This window comes from Pseudomonas sp. GW821-FHT02A11 (assembly GCF_059421985.1).
The window spans coordinates 24201-44063 of record NZ_JBWKWB010000003.1 but is presented as its reverse complement, the minus strand read 5'-3'; the positions used below and the strand labels follow the sequence as shown (position 1 = coordinate 44063).

The window sequence follows — 19863 nt, the reverse complement described above, 5'->3', positions numbered from 1 at the left end:
CTAGCTATGGATCTGTATGTGGATGCCGACCTGAGGGTTTACTGCGTCATCCACTACCGCAATCTTGTCCAATAGTGAGGAGACCGGGCTGGTCGGCCAAGAAGGGGCGACCAGTGCGGAAGGCTTTCGTTGCTCACCTTCGATAAATCTCCCGGCCACTGACTTGCACACTCTATGGCTGCCCGGTGGAGTGACCGAAACCAGCGCAAAATTTCATGGCACTAACTAGCCTGTCGTACATCTGATTCGGCGCCTGAGCTAATATCCTCAGATCAGAAATGAAAAGCGTGGGAGTATTCCCAAAACGATGCCCTACAAAGGGTGACTGGAGATGAGCAAGCATGAAAGCACAGTGGTCTGCTGAGGATCTTTTAACGTTAGAGCAGCGGCTTACGCCCCAGGGGGTGCAAGAAGCGGCGCACCAAGTCGACCATTCGCCTCGGGAAACCTATGTCAAGGCGCTCGCTATGGGATACGTGCCACCTAACGGGTTAGGCCCATGGCCACGTCGAAGAGCCAAATCATCTTGGCCAGCGGCAGATGAGCACATACTTCGCCAAGAATTCATGGGACCACCTTCTGTTCCCTATATCGCCGAGCTCCTCGACAGACCTGAGGATGAGGTCAAGGACATGGCCACCGCTTTAGAGCTAGTGGTTCAATTCTCAGCACCTCCCCAAAACCCTACACGTAAAAGACCCCAGCCTCCCAAGCTCACTCTTGTGCCATCTACAACGGGAAAAGCCGTTTCTCGGGTTCAAAATAAGGCGGTGCCCAAACCTGCCAGCGGCAAGACCAGGGCTTCGAGCCATCCTGAACTTGAAACTCTTGAGCCTTGGGTCTCGCCGGCACAGTTGAGAGCGATCGAATTTGGCCAGGCACTGGATCTATTCAACAAATTCGTCGAGTCGCTAGAGCTGCCAGCGATCGATGAGCTGATCGAACCACTCCCTGAGCCAACAAAGTGGACTCCAGCAAAAGATCGCTACCTCAAGGCCCACTACCACCAGCAATCAGTTGAAGCGACCGCGAACGCGCTCGGAATGACCTACTACCAGACGACGGCGCGGGCCAGGCGCTTAGAGGTCTCGAACAGCATTACCAGCTGGTCGAGAGAGGAAACCATTTTCCTCCTTGAGAATATCCAGACGGAACCTTTGCGTTGGGTAGCCGAGCAACTCGGACGGTCAATCGTCGCTGTGAACCTGCGCCCAAAACAGCTAGGCATTTTCCCGGGCTGGACCAGTCATGATGACCAGGTGCTGCTCAAATACTTCGGGAAGCTTACTCACGCAGATATCGGGGCCAAAATCGGTCGTCCCGCCTACACGATTGAGAAGCGAGAGAGATTTCTTCGCGATGACGATTTTGAGTTTTCGCGCGCAGGGCTCAAGCGGTTATTCGCCGCAAAAGGCCCCGAATGGGTCGATGGACTGATCTATCTAGCAGTCAGGCCGACCCAGGCCAAGCGACACCATTGGACTCAAAAAGAGATTGACCTCATTACCAAAAACTACCCACATAAAGGCTCAATTTGGTGTGCGGCACAGTTGGGAATTAACGCTGACAGGGTTCAGAGCAAAGCTCAGGCACTCGGCATCCAGTCCAATAAGGTCTCTCCTCCCTGGACTCCTGAAGAGGACCAATGGCTCTTGGACAACGTACATGTTCTGCGACGTGAGGAATGCGCAAAACATCTCAAACGTACCAAGAGTGCAGTCTCTGTCCGGGCATCCGTGCTGGGTGCATTCAAGCAGAACTGACCAGTGGACACGAACGGAACACAAGCGTGAACTTGAACATGGCAGAAGTAGAACCCTTCGTTTCCTCGACCGCGGCATACCTGATTGGCACGCTCATGCTCGCGGCCTTTTTCGCCCAAACGATTGTTTTCACCTTACGGTACGTAGGGTTCAAGATCATCGACAGACAGGGGTTTAGCACCCCTGAGCTGCAGGAGTTTCATCTCAGGGAAATGGAGCGAGAGAAAGGGCTGTTTTTTACGGAGACCCGGAAGCAGGGTCTCTACGCGCTGTGCTGGTTGCTCGGCAGTGTGATTCTGTCTTGGCTGGTCGTACCGATGTATCCGTCATAACCTGGCCAACACACTACCTGACAGCAGATACACACGTTCCGCCATCCTCTCAGCGAGGATGGCCCTACACGCTTACCAATGCCTTCTGCTTGTGAGTGCGAGCCAGTTTAAGCTCCAGTGCATGAGCCTTTGTCGCAAGTTTGCGCGCTGTGCGCATGCGCTGGGCACGCTTTACTAACGCGCGAGCTGAAGCAATGTGATCGCTTTTCTTGCGGTAATCAATGGCTTCACGATTGTAGTGGCGGGCCCATTGTGCGGCGTGAGCCAACTCCCCACGTACCATTGTCAGACGATCGGCGGAATTGAGCTTGGCCATGCTCGCATATGCCGCGATACCTGCGCCCAAGATCAAAACAGTCCCGAACGTCATCACTGTTTCGAATACAGCTACCATTTTTAACCCCTTTCCGATGCCCTGAGTCAGCGATGAGATTCAGCGTAACTCTGCATGCTCGCGTTATTTAAGATCGATTTGCGCCCAACAGGATGCCTGAAAACCAGCCCGATCACTGGGGGCGCTTTGAAGAACCGTCAGCGCCCGCGGATTCGTCCTTTGTTGCTGGCGGCACGCTCCTCATTGATCGCGTTGAAGTAAATATCCTGGGTCGTTGAAAGGCTCTCGTGCCCCAGGTCCATCTGCAGATGCTTAGCATCCCTGTGCTTGGCATCGAAGGTTGCCCCCGTGTGGCGCAGCCAGTGTAATGTCACCTCCATCAACTGATGGCTTTCATCGTCACTCCAGTTCTCCGCCTTCATTCGCTCACGGGCTCGATCGAATACCGGCTGAACGATGTTCCGAATTTGTCTTGCAGTCAGTCCGCCACGCCCTTTGAGCGTCGAGAGTAATGGGGTCTCCTCTCCCTTATAGGGCAGCGGGGAGAGGCCGCGGCTCTCCCTGTATCGTTTCAGGTAAGGGATGAAGTCATCCTTCACTGTAATGTCGCGTTCCTTGTTGCCTTTCCCCACAACATCAAACCACCAGGAATCGCCTCGGCGCTCAAAGGAGCCCATAGTCGGCTCCCAATCCGCCCGTCCAGCGAGGTCGCCCACCCTGAGGTACATCGCAAACAAAGCCACGACAATGAATAGGGTTCGCTCGTGCTTAGGGTCGGCGTTGGCCATGGCCTCGGCCTCGCCGACCAGAAATTCCCACTGGAGTTTTGTCAGAGCCTTTGGTTTGCGCCGAATCTTAACCTCTTTCTTTTTGGGTGCCTTGATCGATTTAAAAGGGTTGGCGATCTCAACACCGTCCTGTAGCAAATAGTCGAAAAACGACGTGCAGACTGAAAAGAGGAGTTGCGTGCTTCCTTGCGCAGGCTTTTTAGCCGGCAAGGGCTTCATATCCGTTTCCAGAGCTCGCTTTCGTTCAGCTTTCGGAATTCTCCTCCCGAAAGGCCGCCAGCGATCGTTGAAGGCGAACATGTCCGCCTTCTTGATAAACCGTCTTAACGCCGCGTCGCCAACCCAGTCCGCCGGCGGCTTGCTGTTGAAGGACATGAAGGATTCAGCATCGGTTCGAACCAAGTCGAGCACAGATTTGCTTTCGACAATCCAACACCAGAGGAGAAGACGCTCTATGTACCCGCGATAGTTTTTAAACGTAGATGGTGAATCACTGTAGGACTTCAGGAAGCGTCGAGCGTATTTGAAATCCTGCTCAACGTTGATCTCAGCCGGAAAAGAAGCTAGGTAGCTCACCAGATCGGGTCGATCTTCACGATATTCCGCCTGATCCCCCAGCAGAGCATCTGCAGAATCAAACAGAGGGCGGGGAGGGGTCGTATGAGCACGCTTATTCAAAGAAATTCGCTCCAATTCTTACGCCGGACACAGCGCCGTAGAAAGCATACAACTCATGGCCGAAGAATAGGGCCAGCAGACCGCTGGCAATGATAAATGGACCAAATGGATAGGGCTTTGCTCGGACTCTCAGCTCGATCAAACCAAACATAGAACCAGTTACGGCCGAGATCAGAATGACGATGGGCAGTGCCTGCCATCCCAACCATGCGCCAAAGAGAGCGAGGAGCTTGAAGTCCCCATTCCCCATGCCTCGCCGGCCGGACACTGCCATGAAAAGCCAAGCGGGAAGGGCGAGCACCAGGTACCCGGCGACTGCGCCAATGAACGCGTTCTCTAAGCTTGAGAACAAACCCAGATATGATGCTGTGAGACCAATCCAGATGCCAGGCAAGACAATCGCATCCGGCAGCAACATCTCATCGACGTCGATCAAGAATAGAGGAATCGCTCCCCAAACCAACACCAGGGCAAAAGCCAAATGCACACCGTATCCGAAGTGCCATGCTGTCAGGAATGAAAGCAGGGCCGTGGCCAATTCTACCGCTGGGTACCGAATTGATATCTTGGATTTGCAGCACGAGCATTTCCCTCCCAAAGCAATCCAGCTTACTACCGGGATATTTTGCCAAGGGCGAATTGCAGCTGTGCACAAAGGGCAGCGTGAGTTTGGAGTGGCGAGGTTGAACACAGATGGCATCGGTTGCTCGAGCTCAAGGATGTCACGGGCATCACGCTGCCAACCTCGACTCAGCATGATGGGGAGGCGATAGACAACCACGTTGAGAAAGCTGCCGATCAACAAACCGACAATCCCGATCAACGTTGCAAACGTTGCGGGGTAAAACCTCAACAATTCAAGAGATGCCAACATACGTACCTTCGTTTCCTACAGGGCTAGGCCTTTGATGCCTTTGTAGGGATTTTAACGACTGATCGCTCAACACACTCCCCAAAACACCTACTCCAAATTCTCTAGCAGCCAGGTTGACTTGCTATGCCCCCGACGTGTTTAATCCGCCACCTCTTCAAATCTATCCCAAAGTGGTGAAGCAAGTGACCCGGACTAACCAACACATCTAACCCGACGACGGTCTAGTAACTGTTGGCCTGCTCCTGCTTGCAGCAGCCATACCTTCTGAGCGTTGTCGGTTCTTCCTCTTTTGGAGACGACATCATGACGCTCGATCATCGCGCTAATGCGCAAGAATTACGCAAATATCCTAGAACCAGGCATCTGGAATCCTCACGCCTTCAACCCGGCGATTCAGATCATGATCAGCTCCAATACAGAGAGCTGCGCGGACGATACATAGTCATCGAAGAAAAACTCGATGGTGCAAACTCGGGGATCTCATTCAGCTCCGGCGGCGAGATGTTGCTTCAGTCTCGGGGTCATTACCTGATTGGTGGCTCTCGAGAGCGACAGTTTGCTCGGTTCAAACAATGGGCCAAAGCTCATGAGGACTGGCTGCTAGAGAGGCTAGAGGACCGCTACGTCGTCTTTGGGGAGGTGATGTCCAAAGTCCACTCGTGCTTCTACGATCGCCTGCCTCATCTCTTTCTGGAATTTGATGTCTGGGATAGGTCGAAGTGCGTGTTCCTATCCACCGCAGCACGAAGAACGCTATTGGCTGAAGGACCGATTGTCTCCGTTCCAGTTCTTTACAGCGGCCTCGCTCCAAAGGCTCTCAGCGACGTGCTTGCGGAGGTGAAACGCTCCTCTGCGAAGTCTCCACTGTGGAGAGATAACTTCAAACAGGCAGTCGAGAGAGAAGGTCATGATTACCCACGGGCACTCCAGAGGCTCGACGGTTCAGACCTAATGGAAGGGCTTTACCTCAAAGTCGAAGAAGGGGACTTGGCAATTGATCGTGCTAAATGGGTTCGACAGGATTTTGTACAAACTATCACTGAGGCCGGCGAGCACCATATTCGCCAGCCGTATATACCCAATGGGCTTGCAGCTGGCGTAAACCTCTATACACCACAGCCAACAGTCACTTGGGACACGCTAATGGCTGGGTCGAGGAACAAATCATGGACATGAAACTACTTACAGGGCTTGTCCCAGGACCAGGCGAAGAGCCAGATTGGTCTGCCCTGGAAACGGTGATCCCAGGACTCGCTGAGTTGGCGCATGCGCCCCAAGATCCGATTTATCACAGCGAAGGCAACGTACTCATCCATACGCGGATGGTCGTTGAAGCGCTGCTCGACGGCCCGGTGTACGAGCGATCGTCCACGCAGGACAGGTTCGTGTTGTTTATGGCTTGCCTGTTGCACGACATCGCCAAGCTCTCGACTACCGTAGTGGACTCAGACACTGGGCGTATTCGCCAACCTGGTCACTCCGCCAGGGGGGCAATCGATGCGAGACTGATGCTTTGGCGCGCGGGTGTGCCATTCGAGTCCCGTGAGAGGATCTGTAGGCTGATTGCGGTGCACCAGCTCCCATTCTTCGCTCTCGCCGGCGATCGAAGCGGCAACTCTCCAGAGTTCATGATTCATCGCCTGAGCTGGGAACTGCCATTGTGGATGCTATGCGCGGTGGCCACCGCCGATATGCAAGGCCGGGGGTATGCGTGCAAAGAAGCCATTCTGGATGATATCGAGGTGTTTCGCTTGATGGCCGAGGAGGAGGGCTGCCTTCACTTGCCCAAGGTGTTTCCAGACACGTACACAAGAATGGCGTATTTCCGAGGAGCAAGGGTGTCTCCTGAGTACTCGCTTTACAGATCATTCGAGGGCTCTAAGGTCGCCGTTATGTCCGGCATGCCTGCTAGCGGCAAGAACACCTTAGTGGAAGCAATTTATCCGCGCCTGCCAGTGGTTTCCTTTGACGATGCACGCGAAGACCTGGGCCTCGCTCATGGAAAAAACGAGGGCAAGGTAGGAGCTGCCGCGATCGGGAAGGCCAAGCAGCTGCTTCGCAACCGCCAGGATTTCGTTTGGAACGCAACTCACCTGTCACGGCAGATGCGGAAGAAAACACTCGATCTGTTATATGCCTACGGCGCTGAGGTCACGCTGTGCTATGTCGAACAGCCCGAGCGGGAGATCTACCGACGTAATTCGGCCAGAGATACCAGCTTGAGGAATAAGGACATCGAGCGGATGCTTTTCAAATGGGAAATTCCCACGCCTGCCGAAGCATGCAACGTCCTTTACAAGGTGGACGTCTAAAGGACAATGGGAAGTTGGCGCACGAGGTTTAAATAAGCAGTGCGCCTAGCATAAGTATCAGGACGGAAACGATGAGAACAGCGTTAGCGTCGCCGGATCTATGACCGAATATCCCGCATGCCAGGGCAAGCCAGCTCTGAGAAGTCAGGGATCTTACCCTGCTCCCACTGCTCGATAGCAGCATCGAGGCTCGAAAGATAATCAGCACCACCAGACATGGGGTTTCTCCGAATTTCGTTCTCGTACTCGCCACGGTATGCCCGCAAGTACTTTAGGGTTCCAGTTTCACCTGCGGCGTCCTTTGCTTGGCGATGTGCCGCAGCAATTGACATTGTATCCGGGTGCGAATACCAACCCATCTCCATTCTCCTATTCAATTAGCGCAGTGACAATGTTGTCCGATCTTCATCAGGCAGCAGGTGAGTCAGCGATTGGAACAAATCCCGGAACCACTCGGGAGCAAGCCTCTTTCAGAGCCTGAACGGTGATCGGCTTTACGATGTAGTCAGATGCGCCCGCATTGGCCGCGATCAGCTTATCTGCAGGCATCGATCGACTTGAACACACGATGATCGGGATGATGCTGGAATCATCCTGGGCATCGCGAATTTCTGCGATCAACGATATGCCATTACTCATATCGTTGAGCAGCCAGTCAACGAGTATGACGCTGGGCGCGGAGTCTTTCAATGCACGGAATGCACCGTCAACATCGTGAACTGAACTGACCTCTGAGAAGAGTTGCTCTGCGCATTTTCTGGCGAGATAAGTGTCCGTGGGGGAGTCGTCGACAATGAGAATTGTGCTCATCAGGGTTTCACCAAATTACGCAGGGCAGGGGGCCCGGCTCGCCGGACCATGTGGCTTAGTAGGCCGAGTATTTTTGCTCGATCGTGCGTTGCTCACGAAGGTGCTGCTCGTAGGTGAGCTGCTTGTCTTCTAGTCTGTGGTCAAGCTCGCGGAGATCTCGGGCCTTATCACGCTCTACCTGCTGGCGAGTACTGTAGAAATTTTGCACCTCAGCTGCGGCATAAGTGTCGAAGGGCATCCAAAGTGGCCCCAACGAGACGATCCAAAGTGGGATGGTTGTTACGCCGAGGACTGGATGTCCACTGTAAAAATAACCCGCGCCAGGCAGGATGCCGAGTGCCGCTGCAAGGCCCGGCGATTTTTCATGGACTACCAAACCTTTGCTCTCGTAGACCGCGAGTTCTTGTTTCTGACCCTCGGCCAAGTGAGTGGTGCACCCTGATGCAGCCATGGCCAGAGTGATTGCTGCTGCGATACCTGCAATGCGTTTCATGCTCAATCCTGCTTCATTAGAAGAGTTGACCGGTATAACGGGCAACCCACGACTTTCAAGGCGGCGAGCATAGCTGATGGCCATGTCGTGGCGTTAGCCAAAACATGGCATCCTTTTCTACAAAACCCTATGCAGGGTGGAGCTGGAGGCGGTAGCTGCTTGGCGAGCAATTTACCGAAATACCGATGCGTAAAGAACAGCGCAGGACAAGACAGCCAAGCCGACAATCGCAGCCCAGGTTGCGAGCTTCGCAGTAGCTCCTAGCTCAATAACCATCGTGGTTTGAGACCCCGAAGGTCTGATCGCAACACCGTCACTTGAATCCTGAATTGGTGGGAGGGTACCCGATACAGCTGCCTCGAGCTGCTTGCGTAGGTCCGCCATCATGACTCTGTAACCATCTGCTTCGACGGCGAAATCAGCCTCCCTGATGCGGGCAGCTTGTTCGCATTGCGCGATTTGCCCCTGCGCCGCAGAGAGTTCCCCAGTGACTCTCTCAAGATCACGGCTCTTTCGATCTCTAGCGACCTGCAGAGCCGCATGCTCGTGCTCATAGGAGGCGGACCTGATATTGGCTTCAGCTGCTTCAGCAAGTGCATTCGCGGCCGTATCAATGAGCTGGCCAGGGTTCAGGAACCGGACCTTCTCCCCATTCCATTGCGAGCGAAGATCGGCAGCTCGGCGAGCGCCTACCACTCGCTTACCTGCAGCCTTGGAGACGTAAAAGCCTGCTCTATCGAATAGGTACTCCACCATCGCATCATTCGCCTCAAGATCACCGGCGGGGAGGGCGCCTGAAACGTCAGGTGGGACATTCATCGTTCTCACACGGTAATTACCCTGAACTGAACCTCCGTGGAGCAATCGCACCAGCTGACCGATAATGTAGGAGCCTATGCCAAGGCCGCGGGATCTGACCTTGAGACCGCTAAGCGGACCAAACTGTACATACCCCGTTTTGTGATCAACGATGAACCAAGCAACATCATGTGTGGAGGAGTAAGCGGCAACTTCCTCGACTGAGTCTTGTCCTGCGAAGCGGAAACTGATTCGACAGAAGAGGGCGCCTGCGAACTCACCCCCATGGTTGACGTATTGGACAACCTGGGTGACACCAAGCCTTGTTGTCCCATCTGCAAGCTTGACTGTGCAGGCTCGTTCAGATGCCGGAAGAGGGGATGAATCGAGTTTACAGGCCAGCGCGATTAACGCCTGATCACGGTCTTGCACCAAAGCCATTGAAAGAATCCAGTACCAATAGGGCAGCTTGCCCGATCCCCATATCTTACCAAATGTCCACAAAGCGAATTTCCGACTTTAGGTTTAGGCGGAAATCCCATATAAATCATACAATTACCTAGCATACCTCAAATTTAAATGAGAAATGAAAGGGCGCCAGGGTCACCACCCGGCGACCAATTCTCATGGCAGTGCTATTTTTTAGATGGCCGACCACTCTTTGAAAACGCCGGGATACCTAATTTCTGCCTTTGGCGCGTGATTTCACTGCGGTTAACGCCAGTAAGCTTGGAAACTTGGTAATCGCTCACCGTCCCCATCAATACAACGACATCAGATCGATTGGCGCTACCGCCAGAAGGTGATCTTGGTGCGGGACACACAGAAATTCGACGTCTCCTACGGGTTCTTGCCACATTTTCAACACTCAGAACCCCACCAGACCTTTCAGCTAATTCTTTATCCGGAATTTTTCCCAGCAAATCTAACCACTCGGAAGTCCAATTGCCACGGACAGCCTTCTGTATGTGGCAGATCGGAATTCGCCGACTGACGCGGACCTCCCGCACTTCCTTTATGCTTATCACTCCGCCAGATTTCTCGGCTAGTTGTTGATCGGTTACCTTTCCTAGCAACGCTACCCATTCTTCAAGCCAATTTGCGGGGAGTGGTTTTGGGGCTTTGTAGGCAGCAATATTTCTCCTATTGCGTGCACTCTCTACCTGCTTACGACTGAAAATGCCCCCAGTCCTACTGGACAGATCCTTGTCCGAAATCTTCCCCAGCAACTCCAACCACTCCTCAGTCCACCCACTAGATAAAGGAGGAATATTCCTTTGGATACGGGCCTGCCGCACAGACCACGTGCTAAGAAGCCCCCCAGTTTTTTCAGCTAATACCGTGTCAGGAACCTTTCCTAGCAATTCCAGCCACTCATCTGTCCATTTTATGAGGTGCGTCTTTGAGTCTTTATAAGACGGGATATTCCTCTCAATCCGGGCTAACCTCACTGAATGCACAGTAAGAACACCATCAGAAAGCACAGCCAGATTTTTGTCTGAAATTTTCCCAAGCAAATCCAGCCACTCAGCTGTCCAGCTTACGCGCTGCTGCATTTGCGCGGTATATGACGGAATACCCCTTTCAAGACGGGCAATCCTCACACCACTCACGCTGAGAACGCCCCCAGATATTTCAGCCAATTTTTTGTCTGAGATCTTTCCAAGCAACTCCAACCAGTCACTTGTCAACTTTATAGGTGGTGCTTTTGAAGGTGGGCACGCTGGAAGTTTGAAGCTCCGCCGTGCCGCACGTACGGTCGCGAGACAAAGTACGCCGCCTGTAAAATCAGCCAGGACTTTGTCAGGCACCTCTCCCAACAAGTCTCTCCACTCTCGCTTCCACTTACCTAACCGTATTGGCTTGATGCCTGATAACAACCGCTTTGAGCGTGCCGCGCCAAGACTGACCCCAGCCATCTCCGCAATCTCAGCGTCCGATTTCACCCCAAGCTGTGCGACGATTTCTGCTGTCCAGATGTCGATGGTTGGCTGGATTGGAGACTGCATCGATGCGTTAGAACTAACACTGAGAAAAACCTTAGCAACCCGAGGACCTCGATACTTGGGAATTCCACGGGCTTCCCGTGCTCGATGCAGTACGGTGCCAGGGATTCCATATTGATCACTGAGTAGTGCATCCGGGACCTTGCCGAGTTGGCTAACAACGTCCGTTGGCAGGCTGTATTCATGGCTGAAGGCTTCAATTCCTGCTGCCTGTCGTGCCATCTTCAAGTAGTAAGGGCTGATACCTGATCGTTTAGAGAGCTCTCTATCCGAGACCTTTCCAAGCAACCGAGCAAATTCTTCCGGAATCGTATTCATCTTGCGTGCGCCGACCTGCAAACTGCTTAAGGCTTTTCGCTGAGAGGTCTTTCTTCTCGTCAACGATTGATGACACAAGCTTAACGATGCAGATCAGGTTGTCACCCCAAAACATGCATTCGAAACGCAGGCATCACGACTGCATTCATCACGCTGGATTGAAGCGTTTTATGGGCTTTTTTGACGCCTAGAGAAGCGTGAAAATGGCGTATTTCTGTTTTAAATCATGTATATGGCAATTTCCGCCTATGAGAGTTGGCGGAAATTCGAGGCGTTCATTTTGGGTTGTCTGCCCTTTTCTGTGAGCGGATTTAATCGAGGACGCAGATGCGGCCGAGCTGGCCATGCCAGTCGCAATGATTGAGGCCGCGAGTACTCGCATACCCGCACTTTACTACCCCCTTTCACAGATCTACCAAACGATCCTACGGGCAGACCCTGATTATTGGCTGCGCCAGCAAGGTGCTGCTCGCACGCATCCGATAGCGGAGATGTCGCTCCAAGAGACGCACAGCATTTTGATAATGCTTTTCGCCGCTACCAGCACCACACCGCGCTTGCCTTAGCCGGCAGCCATCCAAATGCGATCCTCGACGCGATGCGAACTACTTTCGATGCCGGTGATTTGAGCGCTACGCGCTCATATTTGAACGAGTTGGTGCTTTGCGGCGCACCGGCCATCGTTTGGGAAGCTTCAACCTTCGTTATGGACAGAGACATGATCGTAGAGTCTCGATACTGGGCAACGAAAGCTGCCTCTCTCGGGCACATCCAGTCGATGCGGTGTTTAGTTGAGGATGCGGCACATAGCCCATCCGTAGAAACCTGGACGTGGATCTATCTGAGCAGATTGTTGGGGTCTGACGTAACTGCTGAAAACCTTCGTGCATACCATGATGGAGGCCAAGGCGATAGGCAGGAGTATGATGACGATATGGGTGGCGCGATGTACGTGGATGGGGACTTTGCTCTGCAGGTCCCGTCTCTTTCCGAGATAGATGATGAGGCCGCTCAACCAAAAGCGAAGCTTCTCTTGTCGCAGCTGGAATCAACGAGAAGCAGCTTCAACTAAGGATGGGACTGCCCTCAGGCACTTGAGGTGCCCCCAGTCCACCGGGGAAATATCGAGTCCGCCTCGGAGCGATTTCCTGAGACGGTCCAATTCGACCGTCTTACCGACCACTCCCTCGGCTCAGGCACCAGGTACTTTCCTAACCAGAGGCTCTGCCCGTGGGCATCACACTCTTGATGAAGGCGGCGCCCTCGAGCGCCTCAGTCCAGATCCTGATCGTTTCAACAGCTTGAGGTTGGGCGAGCACTCCAGCACGCCGAGCTTCAAAATTAAGATTCAACTCAGCCAGTTGCTTGTCTGGCGTAATGTCGAGGTTGCTGCTCAAGTGACCACGTACGGCATATCTGATGTCAGCTAAAAGACTGGAAGCCTCGCTACGACGCCAGTCGGAAACGGAAAGCTGAGACCATTTAGGTGGCTCTGCTTGCATCATCCTTCTCAGTGACAGGTGATCTTTGAAGTGATAAGCATGGCCAAACACTTCACTGGTCAATAAGCAGAGTTCAAGGATCCGAACTTGCTGCGCCACGGTGTCCGAAGGCAATTCAAAATGCGTCTTCACCAAATGTTCAGCTTGCCGCTCCCACAGCTTGCGTTTTTTCTCCAAAGCCTTCTCGTCGCGCGCCTTACGCTCTTTTGCATGCTCGACGTTGTACTTAATCGAATCTAAAAGCGCTGCGGCGTTGTTCAATAACTCGCGTTGCTCAGGGGTAAGCCTCTCCCCCAGCCGACCTTCCAGCGATCCGATCTGGGTCAGTGTACGGAGTTCGCGTGATGCGACTGTCAGTCCAGTTTGGACCGTACGCAACCTTTGAGCGCTGTAATAGGTACCCAGCTGGGCAACTAGATCAGCAGTGATCCCGGATGCCTGGGTCAAATCATTGCGTTTTTTGCGGGCCATGAGGGCACCTTAGTCATGAACGTGCACGAGCGACGCGGCGTAAGCAGTGCTTACAGGTTACGTCGTCCCGTAGAGTGGAAAGAGCGCCTGCGCGCCCACACTCAGCACCCCGACGCCCATTCCGCCCTAGCGATTCAGCCTCATCAGATGAGTTTTTCGCGTTAACGATGTTGCGGCAGGCATGAATCTTCGGAGTACTCGCCACATCCCTCTCCTATTTCCAACTGGGTATTCGCCCAATGAGTGCAGGAACAGGATCGCTAATGACATCCGAAATGTCCAACTACCTTCGATCAGCCGCGCCCGGGAGCCCAGATCCCCAAACGCCGACAGATCTGGGTTACCAAGTGGTTTGTCTAGCAGAGCCGACTAAACACATTGTGCCGAGGGTGCTATGGGCACCCTCCTGTGCATTGGGATTGTGCCCATGACATTCACCGTTCGCTGCTAGAAACGCTGACCCTTACAGAGTTGCTACCGGGCGATAGGCGTACAGCGACCCTTAAAAATTGCTGGATGACTGCTGCATTCGTCTTGATGTGGTTTGTTAGTCGAACAGTGCTTAGCTCACCTTCGCCGGCAAGTGCCATTGGCAACATCAACTGGTCCGCCAGATGACGACCAACCGTGGCTGAAGACTGGGCCCACTCCCTGAAGTCATCGATAGCTGAATCAGCTACTTGCTCTGCCCGCAATCTCTCGTGACCGATGCTTGTGAACACCTCAACCACCCCTCCTCGCTCTCCAGTAATCAAGACCACATTTCCCGGCCCTGAGTGCTCTCCCAAGTCAGTCACAGAAAGATTACGCCGCTCAAGCTGGAGTCGCGATGCAAGCCGATCGAGTTCCCGATTCCCAACAGAGACAGGCAATGCCGCTAAAACAACACCCACCGAGGAAACCGACGCTTGCTGACCATCAACACCGAAATGGAATGGCCTCAATGTGGATGATCGAACCTTGGCCTCAACAACCCCACCACCCGCTGGGACGAACCCATGCCGGTGCAATTTGAGGTCGACCACCGCGCCTATCTGTCGGAGCAAAGGAAGCCAGGCGTTTTGAATAAACTCGTATGGCGGCGCGGCCGGGTTATGGGTACCACCCGAAATTCGCAATGAGCTTTCACCATCGGCCAGCAGTAACGCGGGCAGGAGGGTTTGAAGCACGAGCATGGTGCTGCCGGCAGTCCCGATCGCAAACTCATAAGTGCCCGGCTTAACACGCCCAGGTCGGAATTCAATCTCCGTAGAGTTCAATTCCACGCCTAAGGTTTGAGCGCCGCAAATCTCAGCGGCCGCCCGGACGGCCGTCAGATGTTGCCTGAGCAAGCCCGGACGGGACCGTTTTCCGCGAATTCCCTCCATACGAAAACTCTTGCCTGTGATCATCGACAAGCTAAGCGCAGTTCGGAGTATCTGCCCTCCACCATCTTCGCCATTGATCAATATCAGATCTTGGGTCATGGCCTCACCCCTTCACGCATACGACTTGGCGCAGGGTGTGTACCACTTCCACCAAGTCGCGCTGCGCTGCCATGACAGCATCGATGTCCTTGTAGGCCATCGGAATTTCGTCGATGACAGCCTCATCTTTACGGCACTCGACGTGAGCGGTAGCTCGCACCTGGTCTTCGACGGTGAATACGGCCTTTGCCTTGGTACGGCTCATCACACGCCCGGCGCCGTGGGAGCAACTGCAGAATGCCTCTTCGTTCCCCAACCCGCGAACGATAAAGCTCTTAGCGCCCATGGATCCGGGGATGATCCCCATCTGCCCTTTCTGCGCCGATACGGCACCTTTTCGAGTGAGAAGGATATCCTCTCCGAAATAGGTGCCCCGCTCCACGTAGTTGTGGTGGCAGTCGACCGCGATAAGACGCGATTCAAAGGGCTTGCTGATGATCGACCGCACCGCGTCCAGGACAGCCAACATCATCACGGCACGATTCTGTTTGGCGAAGTCTTGCGCCCACTCGACTGCCTCCACATAGTCGTCAAAGCTGGTGGTGCCCTCGCGCAAATAAGCGAGATCTCGGTCGGGCAGGTTCACCATGTGCTCGCGCATTTCTTCACGAGCTTTCTCGATGAAATATGAGCCGATCATGTTTCCGACGCCTCGAGAACCTGTATGCAGCATCACCCATACGTGTTGGGTTTCATCGAGACAGACTTCCACAAAGTGGTTGCCGGTACCGAGAGTGCCGAGGTGTTTATGGTTGTTCGATTTCTCGATGGCAGGATGCTTCTCGGTGATGAGCTTGAATCGACCCTCCAGTGCAGACCAAGCTTGATCAACGATCGCCGGAGTGTTCTCCCACGAACCTTTGTCTCGGCCGTTCCGGCCTGAGGTGCGACCGTGAGGTACCGCTTTCTCAATCGCAGTGCGCAGACCAAACAAGCTGTCTGGAAGGTCGCTGGCCATCAACGAGGTGCGAACAGCTGACATGCCGCACCCGAGATCAACACCAACGGCAGCCGGGATAACGGCACCCTTGGTAGGGATCACACTCCCGATAGTCGAACCCTTGCCCAGGTGTACGTCAGGCATCACAGCCATGTGCTTGAACACGAAGGGCATCTGCGCAGTGTTCATCAGTTGTTGCTTGGCCTCAGGCTCGACAGGGACACCTTGTGTCCACATTTTGATCGGCTTGCCGTTTTCCACTTCCAACAGTTGGTAGTGAGTGCTCATTTTCATCGCTCCTATGAATTCCTGGTGGGAACTCATAGAGCGAGCGTCGTGCCAGCTGCTAGAACAGCTAAGTTAAAACTGACTCATCTTGTTGATCTATATGGATATTTAAATTATTTGAGACGCTTGAGGCACGTTTTAATCACTACATAATTAGCCGATAATCTATACTCACAGATAGGTACATAGAATTATGGATAGCGGTAATGAACGCTAAGAAAACGGTAGCCATCGGTATTTTGGGATCAAAACTCGATCGAGTAGGCAAAGGCGAGCAGCGCTGGAACAGATGGCGTCCCACGGTCTCACTGTGCCAACAACCGGATCTAGTGATCGATCGCCTTGAGCTGATCCACGCAGACGGGCGCTGGGACGCTGAGTTGGCTTTGAAAGTACGGGACGACATTGCACTGATCTCACCAGAGACCGATGTGCGCTTGCACCCTATGACCATGAGAAACGCCTGGGACTTCGAAGAGGTTTACGCCTCACTGCATGATTTCGCGGCGGCATACCCTTTTGACCCCGACAAAGAGGAGTATCTGACTCACATCACAACCGGCACCCACGTGCAGCAGATTGTCTGGTTCCTTCTGGCTGAATCACGACATGTGCCGGCAAGGCTCGTACAGACCCAGCCCACTGGGTTCCGGGATGACATCTCCACGCCAGCGGGCAAGTACGTCGTCACCGACCTGGACCTGCAGCGTTATGACCAGATCGCCAAGCGTTTCCAGGCGGAGCACCTGCAAGGTACAGAGCTGCTGAAGTCAGGGATCGCTACTCGAAACGCCCCGTTCAACCGAATTATCGATCAGATCGAGCGGGTTGCAGTGCGGTCTACGGCGCCGATTTTGATCTGCGGTCCAACGGGAGCGGGTAAAACATTTTTGGCCCGACGGATCTTCGAACTCAAGCGCGGCCGGCATCAAGTAGACGGCCGCCTCGTCGAGGTGAACTGCGCCACACTTCGAGGTGACTCCGCCATGTCGACGCTGTTCGGGCATACGCGCGGGGCTTTCACCGGCGCACAACACGCCCGCGAAGGCCTGCTCCGGGCAGCTCATAAAGGGACTTTATTTCTGGATGAAATAGGGGAGTTGCCACTTGATGAGCAGGCCATGCTACTCAAGGCGATCGAGGAGAAACGCTTCTTACCGATGGGATCGGACAAAGAAGTTGAATCTGACTTCATTCTGATTGCGGGCACCAATCAAGACCTTCGTGCACGTGTATCTGAGGGGCTATTCCGAGAAGACCTGCTGGCACGAATCAACGTTTGGTCATTCGAACTGCCCGGGCTCGCGCAGCGCCCTGAGGACATTGAGCCCAATATTGAGTTTGAGCTTAAACGTCACGCTAAGGAGCAAGGGCGATTAGTCGGTTTCAATGCCGAAGCTCGCAAACGGTATCTGGCATTTGCCACCGCCAGAGACGCTGCATGGCCGGGAAATTTCCGGGAGCTTTCGTCATCCATTACCCGCATGGCCACATTGGCAGACAGTGGCCGTATCGACGTGGAGCTGGTCGACATGGAGTTGTGCCGGTTGCGTAGGGACTGGTCGATCACTGACGGTGATGACTGGCTAACTCGGCATCTGGTCAGTGCTGGTCTGGATCTCGACTTGTTCGATCGCCTTCAGCTGGAAGCTGTGCTCGACGTGTGCCGCGGGGCTGAGAATCAGGCCGATGCTGGGAGAAAACTGTTCGCGCAGTCGCGCGTTACGAAGGCAACAGCCAATGACTCTGACCGGATTCGAAAATTCCTGGCCCGATTCCAGATAATCTGGGCTGATATTCACCCTGCAAAGCAGTGAAACGGACACTTAACCGTGGATAATTGTCCGTATAGCTGCCTGGAGACCTATGCAACCTCACAAGCGTATGGATCAGTTCGCGATGCCTTCTGCCACCAGCGTGATTTGGTGAGGAAGTCATCCGCTGGCCTTGGCTCTCAAAAACTTATATTTTCGCTGCCCGCCGGATGCTGACGGCTATCCCCACCCCAACCTTACAACCGGATTGTTTTATGTCACAGGCATGGATTGAACTTGAGCTCTGCTTTGATTCAGATGCTCGCTTACCCGCCAGCGAACGCGAGCGGATCGCAATTCAAGAAACAGGTATCCGTTCTCTAACCCCCTATCACGATCTCGTAATGGGCACGGGGACCATTTTGGTGTTGGACACCGTTTCGAAAAACCGAGCGAGCCGAGTTATAAGGGTTCGAGACAGATATGAGGACGTGCGCTCGAAGCTCACGGACCCAAGTATGTGGCATCAAGTCAGCGTCCTGTCCGATTCGATTGCAAGCATTCCCAGTCGCGATTCGGTAACGCTGGTGCGACTCGCCGGAATCAAAGCACTCCGCGATACTTCTGATTCGCTGAGCGGCGCCCTCTGCCAACTGACCCTCGATGGATACACTACCGACGGCGCCTCCAGGACTCTACTCATCACTCAATCTTACTCTGAGCTCAAAACAGCATTGGCGATTTAGAGACTGATGGCTGAGATATCACAAGCCCTCGGATGACCTGGGGTCCAAGGTTGAAAGTCTCAGCGAAATCACCACTCTTTCATTTGCGCCCACTGGATTTAAAGAAACGTGCTAGGGCGCCGTTATACTTTGACTGGAAAGGCTGAACCACGCCTTCAATCCAAGAGACAACTCATGCAAAGAATCATTGCCGCCACGTTCATTGCCCTCATCTCAAGCACCGCACTAGCCGGGCAAAACGTTGTGGTTCCGGTTGAGACTTTCGACGTCAAGATCGCCGAATCTACACCTGTTCGGTGGGAGCAGCATGTGGGCCTATCTGCTGAAAATGCAGCCATGACTGTATCGGCCGCGCAGAAAGAAGGTGGCGATTGTCACGAATTTCCCGGGCAAAACATCGTGTGCAGGTTTCCGGGAAGCGGTGAGAAAAGGGTCGGGCTCGACTTCAGTTCCGATCGTTTGAACAAAGCTCTGAATGGCCTCTGAAGAGTTCCGAGTTTCAAAGCATGGTTTTGGGTTTGACTCTTAAAACCATCTGGTATGGTGCATCTTGTGAATACAGACTGCTAAGCTTCACGCAGCTCAATACGACCTGCACCTATAAGTTATTTTGCTGGTAGACACCTTCGAATCGTTATCGCGCTAGCGAATCATATCTTCGTCATGTGGAGTAAAACATGTCTCTGATCCAAGAATACAAATCGACTGAAGCAGCCATCGCCGAGCTGCAGGCTCGCCTGAACGATCTGAAGGGCAATCCAAGCCTGGAAAAGGAACTCGAGTTTGAGTCCAAGCTGCGTGAGCTGCTGGGCGAATACAACAAGAGCCTTCGCGACATCATCGCCATCCTCGATCCGCAGCGTTTGAACGAGAAAGCCTCCAAAGGTGCATCGAGCCAGGCTATCGCCCGCAAACCTCGTGCGCTGAAGGTCTATCGCAATCCGCACTCTGGTGAAGTCGTCGAAACAAAAGGCGGCAACCACAAAACGCTGAACGAGTGGAAGCAGCAGTATGGCGCTGATGAAGTAAAGAGCTGGGCCAACGCCTAAGCTCGGTCGCGGCACCAGAAAGCCAGCGACATTATCGCTGGCTTTTTTGCGCCTTTGAAAAAGTGATCAGCCTAGGCATAAGGCAATGCGATGTTCAGCCGATATAGCCGGCACAGGGAATTTTTAGTTCAGGAGTGGCTG

The 19863-nt window shown here is 53.7% G+C and carries 19 protein-coding genes; 9 read left to right on the top strand and 10 right to left on the bottom strand.

The annotated features are described in order from the left end of the window. Positions 1-341: 341 nt before the first annotated feature. Together AC07V9_RS05110 and AC07V9_RS05105 are read left to right on the top strand one after the other, a co-directional pair. Positions 342-1763 (top strand): hypothetical protein, encoded by a 1422-nt coding sequence (locus AC07V9_RS05110; protein ID WP_495014624.1) that lies wholly within the window; start codon positions 342-344, stop codon positions 1761-1763. A 38-nt stretch (positions 1764-1801) separates the two neighbouring features. Continuing rightward, positions 1802-2095 (top strand): hypothetical protein, encoded by a 294-nt coding sequence (locus AC07V9_RS05105; RefSeq protein WP_495014623.1) that lies wholly within the window; start codon positions 1802-1804, stop codon positions 2093-2095. Between the two features lie 64 nt (positions 2096-2159). Here the strand turns inward: AC07V9_RS05105 and AC07V9_RS05100 are convergent, their stop codons facing one another. From AC07V9_RS05100 to AC07V9_RS05090, 3 genes are all read right to left on the bottom strand, one after another. Next, a complete protein-coding gene (locus AC07V9_RS05100; protein WP_495014622.1) occupies positions 2160-2489 on the bottom strand; it encodes a hypothetical protein in 330 nt (109 codons plus the stop codon). Between the two features lie 137 nt (positions 2490-2626). Further along, the gene (locus AC07V9_RS05095; RefSeq protein ID WP_495014621.1) at positions 2627-3895 is read right to left on the bottom strand and encodes a tyrosine-type recombinase/integrase; all 1269 of its coding nucleotides are present in this window, start codon (positions 3893-3895) and stop codon (positions 2627-2629) included. Beyond that, positions 3888-4766, bottom strand: coding sequence for a prepilin peptidase (locus AC07V9_RS05090; protein WP_495015104.1), 879 nt, complete (start codon positions 4764-4766; stop codon positions 3888-3890). Before AC07V9_RS05090 ends, AC07V9_RS05095 begins: the two co-directional genes overlap by 8 nt. A gap of 306 nt (positions 4767-5072) precedes the next feature. Here AC07V9_RS05090 and AC07V9_RS05085 point away from each other — a divergent pair, with 306 nt between their 5' ends. Both AC07V9_RS05085 and AC07V9_RS05080 read left to right on the top strand, forming a co-directional pair. After that, the gene (locus tag AC07V9_RS05085) at positions 5073-5945 is read left to right on the top strand and encodes an RNA ligase family protein (protein ID WP_495014620.1); all 873 of its coding nucleotides are present in this window, start codon (positions 5073-5075) and stop codon (positions 5943-5945) included. After that, on the top strand, positions 5936-7081 hold the full coding sequence (locus tag AC07V9_RS05080) for an AAA family ATPase (RefSeq protein WP_495014619.1): 1146 nt from the start codon (positions 5936-5938) through the stop codon (positions 7079-7081). Before AC07V9_RS05085 ends, AC07V9_RS05080 begins: the two co-directional genes overlap by 10 nt. 408 nt (positions 7082-7489) lie before the next feature. Here AC07V9_RS05080 and AC07V9_RS05075 read toward each other — a convergent pair whose 3' ends face one another. From AC07V9_RS05075 to AC07V9_RS05060, 4 genes are all read right to left on the bottom strand, one after another. Continuing rightward, entirely contained in the window at positions 7490-7891 is a 402-nt protein-coding gene (locus AC07V9_RS05075; protein ID WP_495014618.1) for a response regulator, read from the bottom strand. 55 nt (positions 7892-7946) lie between these two features. Next, positions 7947-8384, bottom strand: coding sequence for a hypothetical protein (locus AC07V9_RS05070; protein WP_495014617.1), 438 nt, complete (start codon positions 8382-8384; stop codon positions 7947-7949). Positions 8385-8555: 171 nt separating this feature from the next. Continuing rightward, the gene (locus AC07V9_RS05065; protein ID WP_495014616.1) at positions 8556-9623 is read right to left on the bottom strand and encodes a hypothetical protein; all 1068 of its coding nucleotides are present in this window, start codon (positions 9621-9623) and stop codon (positions 8556-8558) included. A 194-nt stretch (positions 9624-9817) separates the two neighbouring features. After that, positions 9818-11506, bottom strand: a complete 1689-nt coding sequence (locus AC07V9_RS05060; protein ID WP_495014615.1) for a hypothetical protein — start codon at positions 11504-11506, stop codon at positions 9818-9820. A 445-nt stretch (positions 11507-11951) separates the two neighbouring features. On the opposite strand from AC07V9_RS05060, the gene AC07V9_RS05055 reads away from it, so the two are divergent. Next, a complete protein-coding gene (locus AC07V9_RS05055) occupies positions 11952-12578 on the top strand; it encodes a hypothetical protein (RefSeq protein ID WP_495014614.1) in 627 nt (208 codons plus the stop codon). 139 nt (positions 12579-12717) lie between these two features. On the opposite strand, the gene AC07V9_RS05050 is transcribed toward AC07V9_RS05055, so the two are convergent. From AC07V9_RS05050 to AC07V9_RS05040, 3 genes are all read right to left on the bottom strand, one after another. Then, positions 12718-13479, bottom strand: a complete 762-nt coding sequence (locus AC07V9_RS05050) for a hypothetical protein (protein WP_495014613.1) — start codon at positions 13477-13479, stop codon at positions 12718-12720. Positions 13480-13913: 434 nt separating this feature from the next. After that, positions 13914-14945: an RNA 3'-terminal phosphate cyclase gene (gene rtcA / locus AC07V9_RS05045; protein ID WP_495014612.1), complete on the bottom strand. Its 1032-nt coding sequence runs from the start codon at positions 14943-14945 to the stop codon at positions 13914-13916. 4 nt (positions 14946-14949) lie between these two features. After that, the gene (locus AC07V9_RS05040) at positions 14950-16173 is read right to left on the bottom strand and encodes an RtcB family protein (protein ID WP_495014611.1); all 1224 of its coding nucleotides are present in this window, start codon (positions 16171-16173) and stop codon (positions 14950-14952) included. Between the two features lie 206 nt (positions 16174-16379). On the opposite strand from AC07V9_RS05040, the gene rtcR reads away from it, so the two are divergent. The 4 genes from rtcR to AC07V9_RS05020 all read left to right on the top strand — a co-directional run bounded on the left by rtcR (position 16380) and on the right by AC07V9_RS05020 (position 19722). Further along, a complete protein-coding gene (gene rtcR, locus AC07V9_RS05035) occupies positions 16380-17990 on the top strand; it encodes an RNA repair transcriptional activator RtcR (protein ID WP_495014610.1) in 1611 nt (536 codons plus the stop codon). A gap of 212 nt (positions 17991-18202) precedes the next feature. After that, a complete protein-coding gene (locus AC07V9_RS05030; protein ID WP_495014609.1) occupies positions 18203-18673 on the top strand; it encodes a hypothetical protein in 471 nt (156 codons plus the stop codon). A gap of 174 nt (positions 18674-18847) precedes the next feature. Further along, on the top strand, positions 18848-19159 hold the full coding sequence (locus AC07V9_RS05025; protein WP_495014608.1) for a hypothetical protein: 312 nt from the start codon (positions 18848-18850) through the stop codon (positions 19157-19159). A gap of 191 nt (positions 19160-19350) precedes the next feature. Next, positions 19351-19722 (top strand): histone-like nucleoid-structuring protein, MvaT/MvaU family, encoded by a 372-nt coding sequence (locus AC07V9_RS05020; RefSeq protein WP_495014607.1) that lies wholly within the window; start codon positions 19351-19353, stop codon positions 19720-19722. The last annotated feature ends 141 nt before the right edge of the window (positions 19723-19863 follow it).